13 protein-coding genes are annotated in these 21,418 nt (G+C 31.7%); 2 read left to right on the forward strand and 11 right to left on the reverse strand.

Translation table 11 applies throughout. The features are described 5' to 3' along the window. Window positions 1-31: 31 nt before the first annotated feature. Both IPK06_05005 and IPK06_05010 read left to right on the forward strand, forming a co-directional pair. Window positions 32-1,909 carry a tetratricopeptide repeat protein gene (locus tag IPK06_05005; GenBank protein MBK7979357.1) on the forward strand — a complete coding sequence of 626 codons (1,878 nt, stop codon included), beginning with the start codon at window positions 32-34 and terminating at the stop codon, window positions 1,907-1,909. Between the two features lie 245 nt (window positions 1,910-2,154). Then, window positions 2,155-2,367 carry a hypothetical protein gene (locus IPK06_05010; GenBank protein MBK7979358.1) on the forward strand — a complete coding sequence of 71 codons (213 nt, stop codon included), beginning with the start codon at window positions 2,155-2,157 and terminating at the stop codon, window positions 2,365-2,367. Between the two features lie 162 nt (window positions 2,368-2,529). Here the strand turns inward: IPK06_05010 and IPK06_05015 are convergent, their stop codons facing one another. From IPK06_05015 to IPK06_05065, 11 genes are all read right to left on the reverse strand, one after another. Continuing rightward, on the reverse strand, window positions 2,530-5,049 hold the full coding sequence (locus tag IPK06_05015) for an endonuclease/exonuclease/phosphatase family protein (GenBank protein ID MBK7979359.1): 2,520 nt from the start codon (window positions 5,047-5,049) through the stop codon (window positions 2,530-2,532). 66 nt (window positions 5,050-5,115) lie between these two features. Beyond that, on the reverse strand, window positions 5,116-7,302 hold the full coding sequence (locus IPK06_05020; protein ID MBK7979360.1) for a T9SS type A sorting domain-containing protein: 2,187 nt from the start codon (window positions 7,300-7,302) through the stop codon (window positions 5,116-5,118). A gap of 105 nt (window positions 7,303-7,407) precedes the next feature. Further along, a complete protein-coding gene (locus IPK06_05025; GenBank protein ID MBK7979361.1) occupies window positions 7,408-8,910 on the reverse strand; it encodes a hypothetical protein in 1,503 nt (500 codons plus the stop codon). Continuing rightward, window positions 8,910-12,467 (reverse strand): hypothetical protein, encoded by a 3,558-nt coding sequence (locus IPK06_05030; GenBank protein MBK7979362.1) that lies wholly within the window; start codon window positions 12,465-12,467, stop codon window positions 8,910-8,912. The genes IPK06_05025 and IPK06_05030 overlap by 1 nt, the downstream gene beginning before the upstream one ends. A 25-nt stretch (window positions 12,468-12,492) precedes the next feature. Next, entirely contained in the window at window positions 12,493-13,551 is a 1,059-nt protein-coding gene (locus IPK06_05035) for a PorV/PorQ family protein (GenBank protein ID MBK7979363.1), read from the reverse strand. Window positions 13,552-13,575: 24 nt separating this feature from the next. Then, window positions 13,576-16,350 carry a TonB-dependent receptor gene (locus tag IPK06_05040; GenBank protein MBK7979364.1) on the reverse strand — a complete coding sequence of 925 codons (2,775 nt, stop codon included), beginning with the start codon at window positions 16,348-16,350 and terminating at the stop codon, window positions 13,576-13,578. Window positions 16,351-16,371: 21 nt separating this feature from the next. Then, entirely contained in the window at window positions 16,372-16,881 is a 510-nt protein-coding gene (locus IPK06_05045; GenBank protein ID MBK7979365.1) for a hypothetical protein, read from the reverse strand. A 6-nt stretch (window positions 16,882-16,887) separates the two neighbouring features. Continuing rightward, the gene (locus tag IPK06_05050) at window positions 16,888-17,097 is read right to left on the reverse strand and encodes a hypothetical protein (GenBank protein ID MBK7979366.1); all 210 of its coding nucleotides are present in this window, start codon (window positions 17,095-17,097) and stop codon (window positions 16,888-16,890) included. A 5-nt stretch (window positions 17,098-17,102) separates the two neighbouring features. After that, on the reverse strand, window positions 17,103-18,632 hold the full coding sequence (locus tag IPK06_05055) for a sodium/solute symporter (protein ID MBK7979367.1): 1,530 nt from the start codon (window positions 18,630-18,632) through the stop codon (window positions 17,103-17,105). 14 nt (window positions 18,633-18,646) lie between these two features. Then, complete coding sequence (locus IPK06_05060; protein MBK7979368.1) at window positions 18,647-20,767, reverse strand: alpha-N-acetylglucosaminidase; 2,121 nt, start codon at window positions 20,765-20,767, stop codon at window positions 18,647-18,649. A 22-nt stretch (window positions 20,768-20,789) separates the two neighbouring features. Beyond that, window positions 20,790-21,320: a GNAT family N-acetyltransferase gene (locus IPK06_05065; protein MBK7979369.1), complete on the reverse strand. Its 531-nt coding sequence runs from the start codon at window positions 21,318-21,320 to the stop codon at window positions 20,790-20,792. Window positions 21,321-21,418: the final 98 nt, after the last annotated feature.

Genomic DNA, 21,418 nt, shown 5'->3' on the forward strand with positions numbered 1-21,418 from the left:
GTAATGCATTTCAATTGGATATAAATACAAAATGAAAAATCTTTTAATTGAGTTAAATAAACGCAAATTTCGTAAATGGACGACTATCTATATAAGCACTTCAATTACAATAATTGGCGTTGCAAATGTTTTTAGCGGAAGATATAATTGGCCGACATATATTTTTGATATTCTTGTAATTGCACTTTTGTTTGGATTTGCTAGCACTCTCATTATCATTTGGTTCCATGGTGAATCAAAGAATCAAAAAATTAATTTCTCTGAAATTTTTATTCATACAATAATAATAGCCGGATTGTTAAGCGCAATATTTTTTAGTGTTGATTTTGGCACAAAGAAGGCGGGAAATTTAAATAAAAAAACTATTGCCGTACTTCCCTTTTCTGATTTTAATGAAACGAAAGAAAACGAATTTTTTGCCGATGGAATAACGGATGACATTTTAACCCAGCTTTCCAAAATTTCAGAATTGAAAGTCATATCCAGAACTTCGGTTATGAAATATAAAAATTCAAAAATGAATTTAGAGGATATTGCAAGAGAATTGGGAGCAGGATCAATACTTGAAGGAAGTGTAAGAACTTCGGGAAATAAAATTAGAATTGTGAGTCAATTAATTGATGCATCGAATGATACACATTTATGGTCTGAAACTTATGATAGAGAACTGAATGATATATTTAATATACAGTCTGAAATTTCTGAAAAAATTGCAGAAGCTCTAAACTCCAAACTTCTGCCGCTTGAAAAAGAAATTATCGAATCTCAATACACTGAAAATTTTGACGCATATCTTTATTATTCAAAAGGCAGGCATGAATATTTCAATTACTCGATGGAGGAAAACGAAAAAGCGATAGAGTTTTTTAATAAGGCAATTAAGATAGATTCAAACTACGCGTTGGCAATTGCCGGTTTAGCAGAAGCAATTGAGCAAAAAGTTTTAAAGTACAACGGCAACGTAGAATTGTATGATTCCGCAATGAACTTAAGTAAAAAAGCATTGAAAATTAATCCGAATTTGCCTGAAGCTTATAAATCTTTAGCAACTGCTTTTAACGGTTTGGGAAAGGAAGATCAATCACTGCTTTATTATAGAAAAGCAATAGAATTAAATCCTAATTATTGGGACGCAATTTTAAACTATGGTCAAATATTATTGTCTAAAAATAAGTTTGACGAAGCATTTTATTGGATCAGCAAAGCGCAGAAACTTGCACCGGATAATTTAATCGGATTGATAAGCTTAAGTATCATTTACAAAAATTTAAATTGTTATTCAAATGCAATAGATTGGGCAACCAAAGCTCTAAACTTACAGCCTAACAAAACATTTGTATCTTTTCTTAATTCGCATTTGGCAGAACTTTATCTAAACACTGGTGAATTTTCAAAAGCCCGAAAATATTTTAGAAAAACTGTGGAATTAGATACTAGTTGGAGTGCTTACTGGTATCTTGGAGGAAAAATTGAAATATCTGCAGGTAATTTTAATAAGGCGAAAACTTACCTTGATAAATATTTGAAAGATTCAACAAATTATCCGGAATATTACTATGCCTATGTATTATTGAAAAACGGAAAAACCGAAACTGCGAATAATATTCTTCAGAAAGAGCTGAAATCCTACTTAGAATATTTTCAAAATGAAAAGCAAATTAATAACACTTATTACATTTCTTTGGCAGAAATTTATGCAATTCTTAATGATAAAGAAAAAGCATTTGAATGGTGGCAGAAAGGAATTACTAATGATTATTTAGATATTAAAAGAATAACTCAATTCCCATATTTTGATAATTTAAAATCAGATGCAAGATATTTTAAAATGCTTAAGCTAATGAACTCAAAAATAAATGATTTAAAAAGAAAAATAGAAATTCACTCGCCAAACTCTATAGTATGTTGATGATTGTTATATATAAATAATATGATTTTAATTTTTCAAAACATATTTTAAATATAGTTGTGAATCTGATCACCGTATAAAATTATTGTTATAAAGCTGATAAACACTTTTAATTATTTTGCGAATATTAATATTGGTTAATAGAATTTTTTTTTAGAAAACCTAGATAATTAAAGTTAGCAATCCCCCGTTAAATTAAAAGAAATTGCTATCGATTTTTTTGAATTAAATCTTGAGGGTTAAATATGGAACAAAAATGTGCAATGCTGCCGACCTGTGGATTTTTTAAAAAATATCAGGCAACCAGAAATATGGCATGCAAAGGATTCATCAATAAGTATTGTGAAGGAAATTTAATGAATCAGTGTAAGAGAAAAGAATTCCGCTCAACACACGGAGTTGCTCCTTCTGATAACATGCTCCCGACCGGATTGATAATGGCTGAATGTCCAAACTGATTTGCAACAGCAATTGTCATTTTTTTATTTGAATAAATTAGTGACAATTGCGTTTATATTATGAATTACTGAATGTTCATAATACCTATTGATAAAAATATTTATATAATAGATTAAAAGTGGGTTTTTGTTTGAATGTTTTTTAGTTAGAGTAATTTTGATTTATTTTATAAAAATCATTTTTTTAGATACTGAGTTTTTTTTATTTCTTAAAACATATATATAAATTCCCGAAACTAATTTTCCCGCGTCGAATTTTAATTCATATCCTCCGGTATTTTTATATGTATCAAATAAAACTGCGACTTCCTCGCCAATTATATTAAACATACTAAGTTTATAATTTCCGTTTTCTTTAATAAAATATTTAATGTTTGTTGTGTTATTGAATGGATTTGGAAAATTTTGATCAATGGTAAAATCGCTGTTTAACGTATTAACTGAATCCAAATTGAAATTTGACTTGTCAATCGTAAATCGAAATTCATCCGAATCGCTGAACGGTCTATTAAAATAAACTTCATAAATATCACCTGATTTCGGCAAATTATCTAAGCTATTTTCAAAGGAAATATCACAAACAGTGCCTGACCAATAAGTTTTATTTGCGACTGTTTTTGCATAACCAATTAATAATTTGTCTTTTTCAATTTCAAAAGAACCATTCATATCTATATCGTAAGTAATTATATCTAATTTTTCATTCGGATATTCTTTTGAATAAACAGTAAAATCGTACTCCCTGTTAAATAATAACTGCGCAATTCCGATATTATTACCTTCAATATCATGTATACCTTTACTTGATGAAGTAATTCCAGTATATTTATCGCCGAATCTTATTTCAAAATTCCAAGGGAAAAAATGTGATTCAGAAATCGATGGCGTTAAATTTATGTTTGCATTACCAATCTTCCAACCTGATTTAACTGAATCAAATTTGGCAAATTCAATAAGATTTTTTAAAACGATTTGAAACCCGTTTATTTGTTCCGTTACGAACGGCTTTATATTGTTTAGATAATGATAATTCAAATATGGATTGAACTCAATATTTTGCGACGGATATTTTGATTTGTCTTCTGAATAAATAATCGAATCATTCTCATTAAATAACCGTAATCCTGAATTTACAAAGTAAATATCTCTTTCGCTTCGGTAAACATTATTCATAACCGAGTTAATATTAATAGTATCAACTATAAATTTCAACTTATAACTTTTATTCTGCAATTTATCAGGATCAACAATGTTAACTGAAATATTGCCTGTGCCGAAAAGTTTTGTTTCCAAATTGCCGATTGCGTAATTATAAGAATTTGGAAAGCTATCAGAGGGTTTGCCCAATGCAACATTTAATGATTTATCAGCTACGTTATTCTTATCCATAATTAAATAATATGGTGATTCCATTGGAGGAAAACCGTCAGCCATATTGGGAATTCCTTTGTCGTAAGCAATTAAAACATAATAATAAGTCTCTCCATTAATTACATCTTCATCTTCAAAGTTATTTCTAATTCCCGAATTGTTTCCCAAGTAATATCCGAATCCATCAACTATTCCGTAATTTGTGTATCCTGAAATACTGTCATTCAAATCACATTCAAAAATTGGTTTCCGCAACAACGGGATACTAAAATTGCCATTTATTAATACTGCATCAGACATATCGGGATTTTTTGATTTGTAAAGTTTGTAACCTTGAAAATCATTTGTTGAATCTGTAAATGTTTCAACGGTTTCATTTTCAGCCGAGGAATCCCAGTAAAGTGTAACTTTGTTATTTCCGCTAACTGCAGTTAATGAAGGAATTTTGGGTCTATCAGGAAATTTAACACCAACTTGAATTTTTACGGGAAAATGATCTGAGATAAATTGGTCATCATATTTTTCGGTTATAACTTCATGCGTGTAAACTTCCCAAAAAGGATTTGTAAAAATAAAGTCTATTTTTTCGGTAGGATTATTATTTGTAAAATTATTGAATGTTCCACCCGGACCGATGTTGGGTGTTTTTGAAATATATTTTGAATCAAAAAATTGCAGATAGTTATAATAATGATCGGTTAATATTTTATAAGCTTTGCTTGACATTTCAAAATTAAAATCTCCCGTAATTATAACTGGTAGTTTTCCCGCAATTTCCCAAATTTTTTTTAGTATTAATTTGGAACTTTCTTCCCTTGCCCAGCTGCTGATATGATCAAAATGCGTATTAAATAAATAAAATACGCTTGAATCAGAATTTCTACGAAACTTTCCCCAAGTAACAATTCGTGTATTATCCGTATTCCAACTCATGCTTCCAACAATTTCCGGCGTTTCAGAAAGCCAAAATGTCGACTGATCCAAAAGTGTAAATTTGTTTTTGTTATAAATTATGCAGACAGATTCACCGCTTTCTTTTCCGTCGTCTCTTCCAACTCCGAACCAATTGTAATCGGGCAAATAAGTACACAATTGTTTTGTACTATATACATCTAATTCTTGTGTTCCAAGCAGATCAATATTATGCTTAGTTATTATTTCAGATACAGCGGGTAAGGTGGTTTTTGAGTTATAATGACTTCCGCGCTGAATGTTGAAAGTCAATATATTTAGAAAATTTTGCTCTTGTGCATTTTTGATAAAAGGGTTAAGAAAGAAAATTACAATTAGAAATTTTATAAATCCCTTCATTTCAAACTCATATTAAACATGGAGGTTCGATATCGAACCTCCTATTAATGTAAAATAACAAATAAATTATTTTATCAACATCATCTTTTTGGTAATATTAGTATTGCCAACTTCTAGAGTATAGAAATACATTCCGCTAGACAAATTTGAAGCATTGAAATTAACTTCATAAATTCCTTTTGCATAGTTACCGTCAATCAGATTCATTATTTGCTGACCCAAAACATTGTATACATTTAATTTTACATTACCTGATTTCGGCAAACTAAAATTAATTTTTGTTGTTGGATTAAATGGATTAGGATAATTTTGATAAAGCGCAATTTCATTTGGGACATTTGTATTTTGTTCTTTAACTCCAACAAGCGGACTTCCGGTTTCATAAGCACCAATATCAACGCCTTCTCCAAAATACATTTGCTTAAATCCAAATGGATCGTTCATACCCGCATCTACAGCCGGAGAATTTGATGTAATTGTAAAATCATCTTCAAATTCTGCTGTAAACAATGGATCTGCAGTACTAAAATTAGCGCCCAAAGTTGCAATAAGATCGCCGCCGCCATTTAAATATGATAATCCGTAATTTATATCGTACGAACCGGTTTTTCTGATGTCATAATCTTTTCCGGCACAGTGAGAAATAAGATTATTCAAAATATGGAAATTGGTTGTTCCAGCTGAAGATCCGCCTAACTGCATACCGTCGCTTTTCCAGCCAACAATTGTGTTATTGTAAATATAATCCGTAGAGCCGCCTTCATCTTGGTTCTCAATTCCATCGTCGCCAGATGTATCGCCTGCTCCGTAAAGCTGTTCACTTCTAACTAAATAATTATCATGAATTGTAAAAACACCGGAGCCGCCGTTTCCGATACCGCATTCGCCATGATGATTAAATACCGTATTATATCCTATATCAATTGCGTTATTTGAAATCAATCCTTTTATATCCAAACCATAACCGCTTTGAGCTTCTTCAACTAAATTATATCTAAAAATAGAATTCGGTGAATTCGCTTTTATTCCGCCTTTACATTTGTAAAGATGATTGTCTTCATAAACGCATGAATAAGCTATTGTAGAATCTAATCCAGATTCCAAAATTGGGCTTTCAAAGCCGGTAAAGTAATTACCCAAAATAAATGATTGTGCCGAGCCGACTTGAATACCTGTGCTTGCGGCAGCCATTGTACCATCTCCCGCATCACTCCAGCCGTTAAAAGCAACATTTTTGATTACAATTCCATTTGCCAAATCATTATCAATAATTTTCATTACAGGCAAATTCTTGTCGGCAGGAACAAACATTGTTGTATCTGTATCAGTCATAGTTCCAATAATTTGTACATAAGGATTACTAACTGTTAAATTCTCGCTGTAAACTCCGGGACCTAATTTAATAATTGTACCTTGAGCTGCGTTGTCCAATACGTCTTGAAGTGAGCCGCTGCCTTGTTCAAAAGTTACAATATTTAAAGGATTACATTCAATATTTCCCCAATAGTAAATATTTTCCCAAGTACCGTCAACGGAAATTTTTTCATTCGCGTTATAGAATCTTTGCGACCATGGATTTAAAACTGCATCTTTTGATTTTGGAGAATCATCTTGATTTTTATCGATGTCATTGCAATACAGCATAAAACCCATAACATAATTGCTTTGAAGTTGAACCGCGGAAGGAAGAATAATGGCAGTTTCCAGCAATGCGTGTTTCGGGAATGTTGTTTCATCAACCGTCCAAACAGCTTGATATTCTGCTCCGGGACCTTCCAAACCTGAAGCTGTATTATCCCCAATCTTGAATGCAATATTAAAAGCTGAACCTTCTGAAGATGGTTCTCCCGCAGCCTCAGTATCAAAAGGATCAATACGGATTTCCATACCGTCAACGTTATACCAATTTATACTATCGGCAGTTAAAAAATCATCGTCTTTTATATCAATTAACATATAAAATACGTTAGAACCTGAAATCCATCCAGCTTTGAATTTTGCCTGATAATCGTTTCTGTTAGGAATTGGATCAGGTAAACCATCTTCATTAAAATCTCTATCTGAATAATATAATTCTGTCCAAGGTATATTGCTCCATTCATCGCCTATACCGTCAATAGTTGGAGTTTGTGTAAGCTCAAAAGCTAACACTTTGGCATCGATATTCAGATTAGGATCAACATAGGTTTGTGCACTGAGTAAAGATGCAAATAGAATTGATAAAATGAAGTACTGTTTTGTAAGTAACTTCATAAGTCCTCCTTTTTTTGTTTAGGTTATTAATTAAAGAATTCATATTGTATAGTTAACAATTAGTATCTTATTGATGATATTTTTAATTACTTTTCATTTTTTTAATTAATCTACTTTTTTTGCATAATCAATATTGTGCTTATTTGTAAGAATCGGAAATTCAGGTACAACAGCCGGGAATGCTGAATTAGAATAACTTACCGCCATATCAGTTCGCGTGATATTTATATTATTAAAAATTTTAAAATTTATTAAAATATTATTTGAATACTTTTTTTGCAGTTCATTCACCGCAGGATTTAAATAATCGTTCATTATGTTACTAAAATTTTCATTTGTAATGGATTCAATGCCTTTCATTTTTAGTATTTTGTATTTTACACTCAGCGCAAAAAAATTATCTTTCCATATTTCATTTTCATGAATTACTTCATTTAATGTATCATAATTATTATTGTAAGCTATTTTGGTAAGTTCTTTATCGCGTATAAGATCCATTATTGCAATTTGCAGCTGATAACCAAAATCAATATTTGCAAATTTTTTTTCTCTAAATACCAATGGATGATTTTTAATTTCACTCATCAGTTTATTTACATCCCAATTTTCATTGTTATATTTCAATATAAGTTCATCATTTATTTCACTTAAATTTTTCTGAAGTTCTAAGTATTTCAGTTCTTCGTTTTTATAATTCCAAACCCCTTCCTTAAGCAAATTTTCCCTTTCTTTATTCTGATTTAAATAAATTGGCGCAACAAAATCAGTAAAAGCAAGAAATGTTTTTTCATTGAATTCAACTTTTTTATTTGCCATAATATTTAAAACATAATCATTGAACTTTTTATCAAGATCTCTTCCCTCTAAACTATTCTTTATGCTGTTTAATCTATTTTGATATTCCGAATCGGTAATAGCAGGCGAATCAGAATAACTATTAATTTTCAAAAAAATAATTTGATCTTTCGCCGCTTTGATTGGTCCAACAACTTCTCCAACAAACCTTTCCATACAAAACAATGAATCGAGTATAGTATAATTTTCAACTTTGTTCCATTGCACGTTTCTTGTAGGAATTTCTTTTAGTCCATAATTATATATTAATGTGCTGTCAAAGTGTTTTTTATTAACTATCAATTCATTTTTTAATTGATTTGCTATTAATGAATCTTTTACTGACACGTATGAAATTGAATAATCTCTTCCGGCGTATTTAAAAATATTATTGACTTTAGCCGAATCAATACTGACGTTGGATTTAACTTTATTGTTGATGAGAATCATTCTCATTAATTGTTCATTTCTGGACTTTAAGTAATTTTCAATATTAATATTTAGTTGAACTCCGCTTTTTTCTGCTTCGATTGCTAAAAGTTTTTCAGCAATTAGAGAATTAAGAATAATTTTCTTATCTAAATAAGTATCTTGTTTGCAGTATGGAGGACGAATTGTAAATTCTGCGCGTCTTATAAAATCATTCTTAGTGATTTTTTTTCCGTCAATTGCAACTAAAATACTGTCGTTGGTTCCAAACGAATATGCATTTGCATATATAAAACAAATAATGCCTATAAAGAATTTATATCTGTTCATACGTTTAAAATTCATTATTTAATTACCGCAAACTTTCCGACTTTTTCATCGCCGGTTAATTTTGATTTTACTTGATATATATAATAGCCAGGTGCTATATCTAAACCTTCTCTGGATTTTAGATCCCAGAATGCTGTACCATTTAAACTTGAGTTGGTATCCCACGATTTTATTCTTGATGATATTGAATTATTAACGTCAATTTCTTCAACTAACACGCCGCTTGTTGTAAAAATTTTAATTGTGCTTTGAGCGGGAATATTTGTAAACATTATTTGTCGCTTTTGATTTAACTGATAATTTGCAACAGCGCCTTCCAAGGAATTTGTCATCACATATGGATTTGGTACAACTTTAATTTTATTCATATCTTCTTTTACTTTGTCTGTATTTAAATCAATTTGCGGATTGATTTTAAATTCAAAGTAATCTTCATTGGTAAATGGACGTTTAAAATCGATCTGAAATAAGTCGCCAGACTTTGGAAGTGAATTATCTTTTGCGGCAATGCTAAGATCGACGCTGAAAATTGTGCCCGCCCAATATTTTTTTAATCCCACCGAAACCGAATAACCGAATAATATTTCATCATCACTCATATCAAATTTTCCATTCTGATTTTTATCGTACACGATCATGTCTAACTTTTCAGGTTCGGTTAAATTTTTATCCAATGATTTATTTAAAGCATAAAAGCTAAAATTTCTTTTGAGAAGAATTTGCGATGGACCTAGTGAGTTTCCATCGGCATCTTTAATTCTGCTAAACTCTGTTGTTTGTCCAATATATGAATTACTATCGGCGGTAAAAACTATATTATATTCCCAAGGAAAAAAAGCGGCATCTTCTTTACTCATTTTTATTCTAACAGGAGAAGTTCCTTCAATCCACCCTATTTTCTGCTGATTTGGAACTGCTGTATTAAGAAGATTTTCCATTACAATTTGAATGCCGTCAAACATTCCGGTAATTACAAAATTAGTATCCAATCGAGAATATTCATATTCGCTTCCCGAGCTAGAGATAAATTTGTCAAGTTTAATGTTTTCACCCGAATAATTTTTAGGTGACTCAGAATAAACCAAAGTAGTATCTTCGGTAATATCATAAACTCTAAAGCCGTTATTAACATAAAGCATGTCATATTGTGATCTTAGCTGCTGAGTTAATCTTAAATATGTTACGGTATCAACATCGAAATAAACTCTGTATGTATGGTTTTGTTTTACTTCATCAGGTACTATTATTTTTGGATTAATATTTCCGAAGCCCAATCTGTTGACATTTGCATTTTGTTCAATATTTGCTTCTTCGTAACCTGCGGCTAATTGATTCGGTTTTACAATCGCGACATTTTTACTTATTTCTATTACATCCTCACTTTCATCCAATCTAATTACATAACTGTTTTCTGATGGAGAAATTCCATCGCCGACATCAGGCAGACCATAATCATAAGAAACAAGCACATAATAATATGTTCTTCCGTTTTCTACATCTTCATCTACATAAAAATGCTGAATGCCTGAATCTTCTCCCAAGTAATATTGAACTCCGTTAACCGCGCCGAAATTCGCGAAACCTGTAATATTATCTATTAAGTCGCATTGAAAAATAGGTTTCTTCAATGTTGGGTTTCCGTAACCGTCGGTGATTACTTCTGCGTCAGACATTTTTTTATCTGTAGCTCTATATAATTTATATCCTTCAAAATCATTTTTGTTATTTACAAATTCATCTCTTGTCAGTTTATCAGAAGCATCATCCCAAGTTAGAATTATTTTACCGTTTGAAGGTGTAGCTTTAAGTGTCGGCATCAACGGCGCTTGAGCAAACCTGTAATCTGTTTCATATATAACTTGTACTACTTCTTTAAGTCTGAAAAGAGCTGGCGCAGAATGCTGATCATTAGATAAACCAGAAAGCGGATCATACGAATGTAATTCGGCAAAGGAAATACGTTCCGTTCTTCCTCTGTAAAGCGGAAAAATTCCGGATGCAAAAAATTCCATAAAATTTGTGGGCTGCGATTGATACTCATGGAAAAGTCCATCTGCCATATAATTAAAGAGAAGTTCATCAGTCCTTATAATTGCGTCATGTGCAATATCGGTATTATAATGGAATGACGTCAGTCCAAGCATATCTGATTCATCAATATCGGTAGTAGAAAAATTTGGTTCGCTTCCAATACCCTCGAGATAGTCGGGTTTATTGTTTCCTTCGGTTCCGTCAAGATCAGGACCATTATAATTTATGTCTAATGGACCTACGCCGTCCAAACCGACATCATCACCGGCATCTTCACCTTGTTCAATTTGCCAAGTGTTTGTTTTTTCATCATAATAAGAATACTTTCCATTTCCGTTTAAATCCGTGCCCGATCTCCAGTCTTGATCCTCATCAGCGTCCCAATGTTCTTTTAATTCTTCAGCCGTTATCTTATAATAAGTAAGGAATTTATTTAAGTCGTTGATGCCATCAGTTGCGCCAATTTTTGAAATGGCTACATTATCTCGTTTCTCATCCAATAAACCGTCATTATCGTTGTCTTTTTCATCATAAGCTAAACCGGGACTTTCCAGAAAAGCAAAGCCCAATAAACCAGGTGCTTTACCACCGCCAACCGGAACAAAATCTACATCCCAAGAATACGCCATATTTAATTTTTTGGAATAAAACGCTAAATCATCACCAACACCTTCTTCTCCTCCCACCGCATTATCCATCCAAAATCCAAAAACCATTTCCGGTAAATCGTAATCGGAAATATTTGAAATATTATCTTCCCAAAATACAGCGTCATTTGCAGAAGGGTTGCTCCATTGAAAACCTCTTGTTTCAATTCTAACTCCAATCCCTCCCCAAGGTTTTCCTTTCTGAATTGTAACATTCGGGTCTTTATCACCAATCTTAACCCCTTGTCTCGGAAAATATTTAATAGTATTTCCCTCTTCTAAATATTCCTGATCTTGCGCATCATTGGTTACAAAGAAACATTCCAAATCCGATTTAACAATTCCTCTTCCGAATCTTCCATTCCATTCGCCAGCCCATTTGTGCCCGTCTTTTGTAGGCCAGCCAATTGGCGGCCATGAATTTGGATCGTTACTCATAGCAGGAGTTTCACTCAATTCATTAAAATAACCAAAGACCGGATATAACCCATATTCAATAGTCAGGGATTTGTCTTTATCCATGTGTTCTCTGTAACTACTCTGAATATAATATAAGGTATCAATATCGGTTCTATTTTGATATCCAGAGGTAACGGGAATTGAGTCGTTTTCCAAAAAAACTCTTGCGCCGACTAATGTGGCGATTCCATCGGTCATTTTAGTACCGTCATAATTATTCGGCCATTTTGAAACTTCATAACCCAGTCCGCAGCAATCGCTCAATTCACTTGTATTTCTAAATTGTATTAAAACTCTATTACCGGTCATATAACCAACTCTTTCAGCGGCTTTGTCGCCCGCCGGATCATCAGGTCCATCGTAAATTCTTCCTTGAGCAAAAACAGCGGAAAAAGAAAAAGCTAATATATAAATCACTTTAAAAAAGTATTTCATTTTTTCTCCCTAACAAAACTTCAAATTAAAATATGTAACCGATAGAAAACGCATTTATATTTCCAAAGCTTGAATGAGAACGATATGCAAAATCAAATTTGGCGGCTTGATTGCCGAATGATTTAATTAAAACACCAACTCCAAATGATAAGCCGTATTGAGACTCATCCATAAATAGTCCTTTATATCCGCCGCGCAGAAATATTTGTCCGTAAGTAGGAATATTTAAATTATATTGACAGCCAATATTTAAAGATTCACTATTATTATTCGGATGAAGCGCATCAATGGCAAATTCGATATTATGGAATTCTGATTTGTACGCAAAAAATGAAACTCCTAATCTGAAGATTAACGGAAGCTCCCATTCATCCAACTCATATTTTACGGGAACATTCGCATAATTCCCATTCTCGTCGGGTTTAATATCAACTGATTGTTTAAGGTCTAATCCATCAAATAATAATCTAGTTCCGTAATTTGAAATTGATACGCCAATATTTAATCCGTCACCAGGCATATCGGACCATTTGAAAAATTTGGTATTAACTGTAGCGCCAATATCAAAAGCTAATGCTGAAGCTGTTTCATGCCAAATTTGACTGGTGATATATTTTCCGGTAAAACCAAACGCAAACCAATCAACAATTTTTCTACCGTATGAAAAACAAAACGCAAAATCGGCTCCATCATAAATTTCGCCGGTTCCTTCTGGATTTGAAACTGTTGTAACTTCTTCACTTCCGTAATCCATTGTAATTACATTGAAAGAAAAATTTCCCATTGATGGATCTGAATAACCTATTCCTGCTGAAGTTGTATTTATATCGGAAAACCATGGCTGAATGTTTACGAAAACTTCATTCTTAGTGCGGTAGGCTAAACTTGCCGGATTCCAATAAGTTGAAGTCAAATCGCCATCAACTACAGCAACGTGGGCATCGCCCATTCCGCTTGCTATGTTCCCAAATCCAATTTCTAAAAAATTGGCAGAAGTAGTTCCAATTCTAAAAGGTTTTTGCGGATAAACATTATTAGATATTAAACCGATCATACATAAAATAAAAAATATTTTGCGGTTCATAGTTGCCCTTTGAAAATTAACTTTTTAAAAAAACAATCCAATTCCTATTTTTATTTCCCTCGGAGCCGAAAACATAGATGGGTCATGTGCAGTGTCATAATAATCATTATAATTACTTTTGAAAGTTGCCTTTTCACTTTCAGTTAAAATAGTAGTATACGCTCTTCCGGTTATTTCATTTACCAAAACTTCATTTAATCTATCCAACACGTTGTAAATGTTTGCGAAGAGTCTTAGTTTATAATGTTCAGATAATGTAAAATCATAATAACCTTTTAACGACAGATCAAATGTAGCAGGTCGATGCTGGTTATTTGGAAATAATGTTTGTTTGGACAATGGACTTTCTGAAATTGGTTTATAAGTATATGCAATTCCCGAATTATAAGTTCCGGTTAAATTCATTCCAAAATTATCATGAGCATAATTTACACTTAAATTTAAAGTATGCCTTTGATCCCATTCCAAAGCAATAAGCTTTGATATTTCATCCATATTCTGCCCGGCTCTTGTAAATGTGGAAGTCGGATTGTCTGATATACCTCTTGTATATTGCAAAGTATAATTTAAGAAAACTGTAAACTCATCAAACGTATAATCAAACTTTAATTCCATCCCTTTAACATTGCCGTAATCTTTATTGCTGTAATAACCATATTTAACTTGGTTATATGTAGTAACAACTACAGCTGTTAACAAATCATAAATATCTCTATAGAATACTGATACTTCCATTCCCAAATTTTTTTGTAATTCATACCAAAGTCCCATTTCGTACTGCACAGTTTTTTCTGGATTTAAATTTGGGTTACCCAAAACAGTTTCAAAGTTTCCGGTAGGAATTAAAAATCTGCTGTTTTGATATAATGCGAAAAGCGGAGGCATTTGGAAAAAGTGACCATAGCTGAAGTGCAATACAGCAGCGCTGCCAAGCGTATATGATAATCCGAAACGCGGACTGATCTGCTTCTTAGATTCAGCCATTGGATACTCAGACATTCTTTCGGGATTAGAAGGATAACTTAATTGGTTTGCCGGATTTCTTAATTGTGTTGGATAAATTGTATTGGAATTAAAATAATCATATCTTAGTCCAAAGTTTATAACCAAATCTTCATATTCCATTTTATCTTGAATATAAGCCGAATATTCAAATGGTTTTTTATTATAATTATCTGAAGTTACAGCTGTTGATAATATTTCAGGTTCATACTCATTAAAAACTATTTTATTAGTTAGTGAATCGTAATGGTAATAATCTTGATCTGCCGATCCATATTTTATATCTCTCACAATTACAGTAGATTTTGCCAAATCATGACGCGAATAATCAAATCCTGTTTTAATAGAATGATTTGTATTGACCTGCCAAGTTAGGTCGTATTTAATATTTATATCATTAAGCTCAACTCCATTATAACCTTTATCCTGTCCGCCTGTAATAAATCCACCGCCGGATGTGCCGTAATTATCAGCAATGTATCTTGGATCAAATGGATCTTTGTAAAGATAATTATCGCTTAAGGAATGTCTATAAGAAAACTTTAAATCATGGAACATACTATTTGTAATAATATGATTTAGCTGGAATAAATAAAAATCACTGTCTTCATAATAAGTTCTTCTTCCGGTAGGTTTATATTTGTAAGCATAATCGCCTCCTCCAAATCTTTGGTGTTCACTATAATTCTTTGAATACATTGTTGAGAATTTAATGCTTGTAAAGGGTTTAATTGTAATTTTCCCCATTACGGAATATTCATTCATCCAATTTGTTGGAATATAAGAATTATCACCGGTGTGTTCGGAATAATATGTTCCGCCGTTTATAACCGCGTCCCATGGAGTTGATTTTCCATTTAGTATATTTGAGTGAGTAAAATCGGTATAATTATCTACTTGAAATCTATTGATACCATTTAAATATCCTTCATTATCCTGAAATCTAAAATTTGTAAAGAAAGTTACGGCATCTCCATAAATCGGACCTTCCAATTGGAGTTTATAATCTTGATTTCTTGTTATATCAGTGGTTTTTAATCCGTAAAAAATATCTGTGTTAGAGGTATAATAATTTGATAGAGCTGAAGAAATACTGCCATGAAATTTATTGCTTCCTTCTTTTGTAACAATGTTAACAATACCGCTCATGGCTTTACCGTATTCAGCATTGAAAGTTCCGGTTATTACTTCCATATCCTGAACCGCTTCTGTTTCAATTTCTATCTTATAATTGTCCTTAGTATAACTATCTGAAATAGATACACCGTCAACCATATATGAAACTTCGGTATTTCTTCCACCACGAAAATGACCTTGCACAACTCCTGCTTGAAGATTAACAACATCACCTATATTTTCAACGGGAAGCATTTTTATATTCTCCCCGGATATATTCTTTATGGAACTTGTTTGGTCTTTTTTTTCTGAGCTTGCGTCAACCGAAACAACTATTTCATCAAGTGCAACGTCCTTTGCGGATAATTCAGCGGTTAAGTTTGTTGTTCTGTTTACAGATACTTCTAGGTCTTTAAATATTAAATCAGCGTAGCCAACCATTGAAACCTTAAGGTTATATTTACCTGGAGAAATATTTATAATATAAAATTCTCCTTCGATATTGGTAGCTGCACCGAAGTTAGTATTTGGAATAATAACATTTGCGCCAAGCAACGGTTCACCTGTTGATTTTTCAATAACTTTGCCTGCAATTTTACCCGTTGTTTGAGCATAAACTATTCCCGAGCATAAAATTATTATTGATAAAATATTAAGTATTTTCCGAAATTTTGAATTCATCGTTTTACCTTAATTTTTCGATTAAGTTTGATGTATTAAATAATTAATAAACACTTTTTTCATTTTTGGACCTTGTTTCTGTCCGGTATATCCATCTATAATCTCTATATCATAATTAATCCCTTTTTGGTAATATCCTATCCAATATGGATAAAGAAAAGTTTTAACATAAGAGATTTCTATTATTGGAATTTCAAGCCCTTTGCTTTTCATATATAGTATTTCATTTATAATAAATCTTTTAACAATAGTTTCGGCTTCTTTTACATTTATAGCACAATTGCAAATCTTATCGTTTATATTTTGAGTACAAGTACTACTGTTCACAATTGCACATTCACCATAAAAAGAATCTATCGCTATTGGAATGATATCAGTTTTATTATTCATTTTTATCGAGCAATCAAATTGGTAGTAAGGCAGAAACATTTTCTCCGATTTGCAAATAGAAACAGGCTTACGAAAAAGATAATATTTCTTCGATAAGAATTTTTTTGCTGAGTTAAAATCAATTTGATTATTTGTATTCATTTTAATTTAAAAATATTGATAAACTGAAATAACTATTACGCAAAGCAGTATTATCCAAAATTTAAGATTCCGCCAAATCTTCATATTTGCCGCTCCAGCATAAATGTAACTTTTCTTCATTATTAGAGCAAAAATGAGAGGAATCACAAAAGTAAATGAAACTATTGCTTTTGCAAATCCAATGCTTATTCCATTTAACCAATCAAAGTTTAACATAATTTTTATATACGATTTTTAATAGCTTCTTGTAATTGTTGATCATTTAAAACTAACCCGTAAACCAATCCTCTTAAATTTTCTACCGTATGTGGTTTGGTAAATAAACTTATAATAATTGTTGATATTATTGTACCGACAAAACTCCACCATGATATATATAAGAAAGGTTCGGAAATGGTAAACAGATAATCTTTATATATGTACATTAACGCCGATAAACAAATCCCCGTAACTAAACCGAATAAACCTCCCCATTGCGTAACTCTAACAGAAAATATTCCTAATAGTAAAACGGCAAAAATGGGCCCTTGAATAAATGAATTTATTGTCTGTATGTAAACATATATTCCCGGGAATTGAGCGCTTAACGGAGAAGTAATTATTGCAAAAATTAATACTATGCCGGTAACGTACCTTCCGATATACAAATAATGTTTATCTGTCGCGTCTTTCTTTATTAATAATTGATATATGTCTTTTGTCCATATTGTAGCTATTGAATTTACTATTGCACTTACTGTTGACATTAATGCAGCAAGAAAAGCTGCAAAAACAAATCCTTTTAAACCTGCCGGCAATAATTCACGTATCATAATTGCGTAAACTTCATCTCCGTCTTTTATATTAGGAAACAAAGCGACCGCAATTAATCCCGGAAAAACAATTAATACTGGAATAAGGAGTTTTAAAAATGCACCGAATATCATGCTTGCCTTTGCATTCCATTCATCTTTTGCGCCTAATGATCTTTGAATTATAACTTGATTGCCAACGAAGTATGCGGGAGCCAGAACCAAAGCAAGTCCGAATAAAATTCCCGTCCAAGGATAAGGCGTATTGCTGTTAATTGGTAAAACTAATTTAAAGTGATTTTGATAATCAGCGCCAAGAGAAAGTATTTTATTCTGCAATTCCTGAAATCCGCCAACTTTTTCTAATCCAATAATTAAAATAAGAAGGCTTCCAAAAATCATAATTATCACTTGAAGAAAATCTGTCATTACAACCGCCATCAAACCGCCGCTTATTGTATAAAGTCCAACAACAATAACAGTAACAATAATTGAAACCATGATTGGCCAGCCCAACATTTGCTTAAGTAAAACTCCCGTTGCCCAAAGCATAACTCCCAAAGTGAATGTTATATAAATAAGCCATAATAGTGCGCTTAGGACTCTGATATATATATTGTAACGTTTGCCTAAATATTCCGGAATTGTAAAAATTCCTGCTTTCCAATAATAAGGGATAAAAACTAATCCGGCTAAAATCATGGCTGGAACCGAACCTATCCAATCGAAATTTGCGACAACAATTCCATATCGGTAAGCCTGACCGGTTAATCCGACAAAATCAACCGCGCCGATATCTGTCCCAACAATTGAAAACGCGATCAGCCAAAATGCTAGTTTTTTACCTGCGAGAAAATAATCGGAAGATGATACGATATATTTTTCGTAATAAAATCCTATTAAAATGGATACTATTAAGTAGATAATAATAATAGAATAATCTAAAAATGTTAGGGACATTACATATCCGATATTTAATATTTTTTATTTATAATTTTATTTATCAATTCTATTGAATTGTTTTTACTTTCTATAATATGTTTATCTGTTTTATTTGCCCAATCAACCGCGTGATTTTTTATATAAGCATTAAAATAACTTTCATCAAATTTTTGATTTGTTTCTAAATTCGACAAACAAATTTCAAAAAATTTTTTCCATCTTGGTAAATAGTAATCCTTAATTAACCCTGCCCATTGTTTATTTGCATAATCATGAAATTCGGGAATTTCCGGAGAACTCCACAGCGTTATTTGTGTTCTGGCATTCCATTCAAATATTTTTTTATCATTATCATCCAATGCATTTTCTTTTGCAGTTTCCAGCCAATTGCCCAATGTAAAATGTTTGTTAGTCAATAATAATTCATCCAAATCAATACATATCTGAATAAAACATGATGTATAATTTTTAAATTCTATAATATTTTTTTCATTATAAGATTTGATAATCGATTCATACAATTCATTCAATTTATTTACTAAATACTGGCGCGAAATATCTAAAAGATCAAAACTAAAATATTGATTCGTGTCATTTTCTTCAGATACAGAAAGAAGCATTAGTATTATATTCTTTAATACTGCATTATCATAGTATAATTTGGTAGAACCGTTTGAACCCGCTTTAATAATATTAAAACTTGGAACAGCACAAAGAACAGTTTCAATAGGAGCATAACCTTCAGGTCCGCTGTAGACGGAATCCAGCAGCATTAGCCATGCTTTTTCTATTTCAGGATGTTTAATTTGATATCTTCGTTCGGCAAAATCTTTAATCCATTCTTTGGGGTTTACTTCCTCATTTCTCCAATTCATTTCCCAAAATAATTCAAAAAGAAATTGATTATTTTCAATTCCTTCCGGCATAATGCCAATACCTGAAAATAAATTTTTAGTTAATGATAATTTTGCTTTATAGAAATTATCAAATATTTTTTTTTGATTGCCGCTTAAGCCCGTTCGTCCGCCGAAATTATTAATTATTCCACAAACCCAAGGTGTTTCATGAAATTCATTTGTCGATTCCCACTTTGGTTCATGTTCGCCGAACATGTCAAGAATCAGTAATTTCGATTTATCCAATAGGTTTATACTATCTTCTCTAATAGTCCAGCTTTGCATAACCCATTTTGCGTCTTTATCATACTTTAAGAGATTATCCTGAATATTTTTAAATAAATTACTCAAGCGCGTATTTTCAAATTCAGAAGAATTAATTTCATGGAAAATATCTCCGGCAAAAAAATGATAATTGCCGTAAAATGAATTTTGTATATCATAAAACTTAAACGCAAGTTCAGTAAACAACGGATCAGAAGGATCTAAGAAATAAATTCCTTCGTATCCATACCAACTCGGAAGCTGCATTATATTTGCGTCTGGAAATAATCTTTTAAAAGATTTAGGCACTCTGCCCGAAAACAATTGCAGGATGGGAGTTATTTCATATTGCTTAAATTTATTAATTATTTTATCCTGAAGTTCTTTCTGATTATCAATTCTGTTCTGAGTTGTTGGTCCGCCCCAGCCTTCAATATTATTTAACCAAGCCCAAGCGGTATAAGCCGGACCGGGTAAAAATTCAAACACTTCGGATTCAATACTACCGACATCCAGCATAAATTTTTGCCATACAGCTTCTTGTCCAACCATTGATAAAACTAAATTCACTCCATTCAAAGCCATCAAATTAATTTCCTTTGACCATCTCTCCCAATTCCACCATGGCATTGAGTAACTGAAAGTACAATAATTCAAATAATACCGGTATTGAAATTGCGATTTATAAGTTAAGGTAAAATTAAGTTTACGCAAATTTTCTGTTAAATTAATTTCGTTATGGTTCCATCCGATGTGATACTTTAAATAATATTTGAGATACCAATTAAAAGCGGCGGCTATTTCTATTAGATTTGAGCCGGTTAAAATTATTTCTTCGTCAACTGAGTTAATGCTGAATCCATTAATTTTTGAATCAAGTTCAACTTCAAACTTTTGGTAGGCATTTGGAAGAATAGATTTAAATAAATCCTTAAGAATATTAAATTTAGTAGATTCAATGTTTACTTTATTAGCAGTAGAATAAGTCAACAAAAATATTTTCTCCTAATTAAATTTAAAAATCGTATCCGTTCAAATCGATTAGTCCATTCGGGAAATTTTCATCAGAGAGCAATTTTATCATCGCGTCTATGTTTTTTTTTATTTTAATTTCACCTGAATTAAAATCCTTTAATTTAATTTCATTTGATATGCTGAAATATCCGCTTGATGAATAAAATTTTTCTTCACCGAACAGCATTACATATTTAAAACCATTTAACTTTAGCCAATCCTCTGCGGCTGATAAAAGTAGTTTTGCCAATCCCATTTTCCTAAATTCTGGCAGGACACAAACCTCCGCAATTCCGCCAATTTTAATTGGCAAATCATTAACAAAAATTTCTTTTATGTGAAGAGCTGTATGCGCTATTATTTTATTGTCATCTAAAATAAACCACCTGTAAGCTGGAATTTCTTTATAGTATCTCTGTATTTTAAATATGTTTTGATTAGGAAAGCATTCGGATAACACAGCCTGTAATTTAGCATTTAATGACTGATCGACATTTCTGTCTTCAGTAAATTCGATTTTATGCTGTATCATATAACCTTTTTAAAAAAGAATTTTAAATGAGCTTTTTGTACTTTTTACAATAACATTAATTAACATACCAACTTATTGTATTATTTACAATATAATTT

The organism is Ignavibacteriota bacterium (genome assembly GCA_016713565.1).
GTDB lineage: Bacteria > Bacteroidota > Ignavibacteria > Ignavibacteriales > Melioribacteraceae.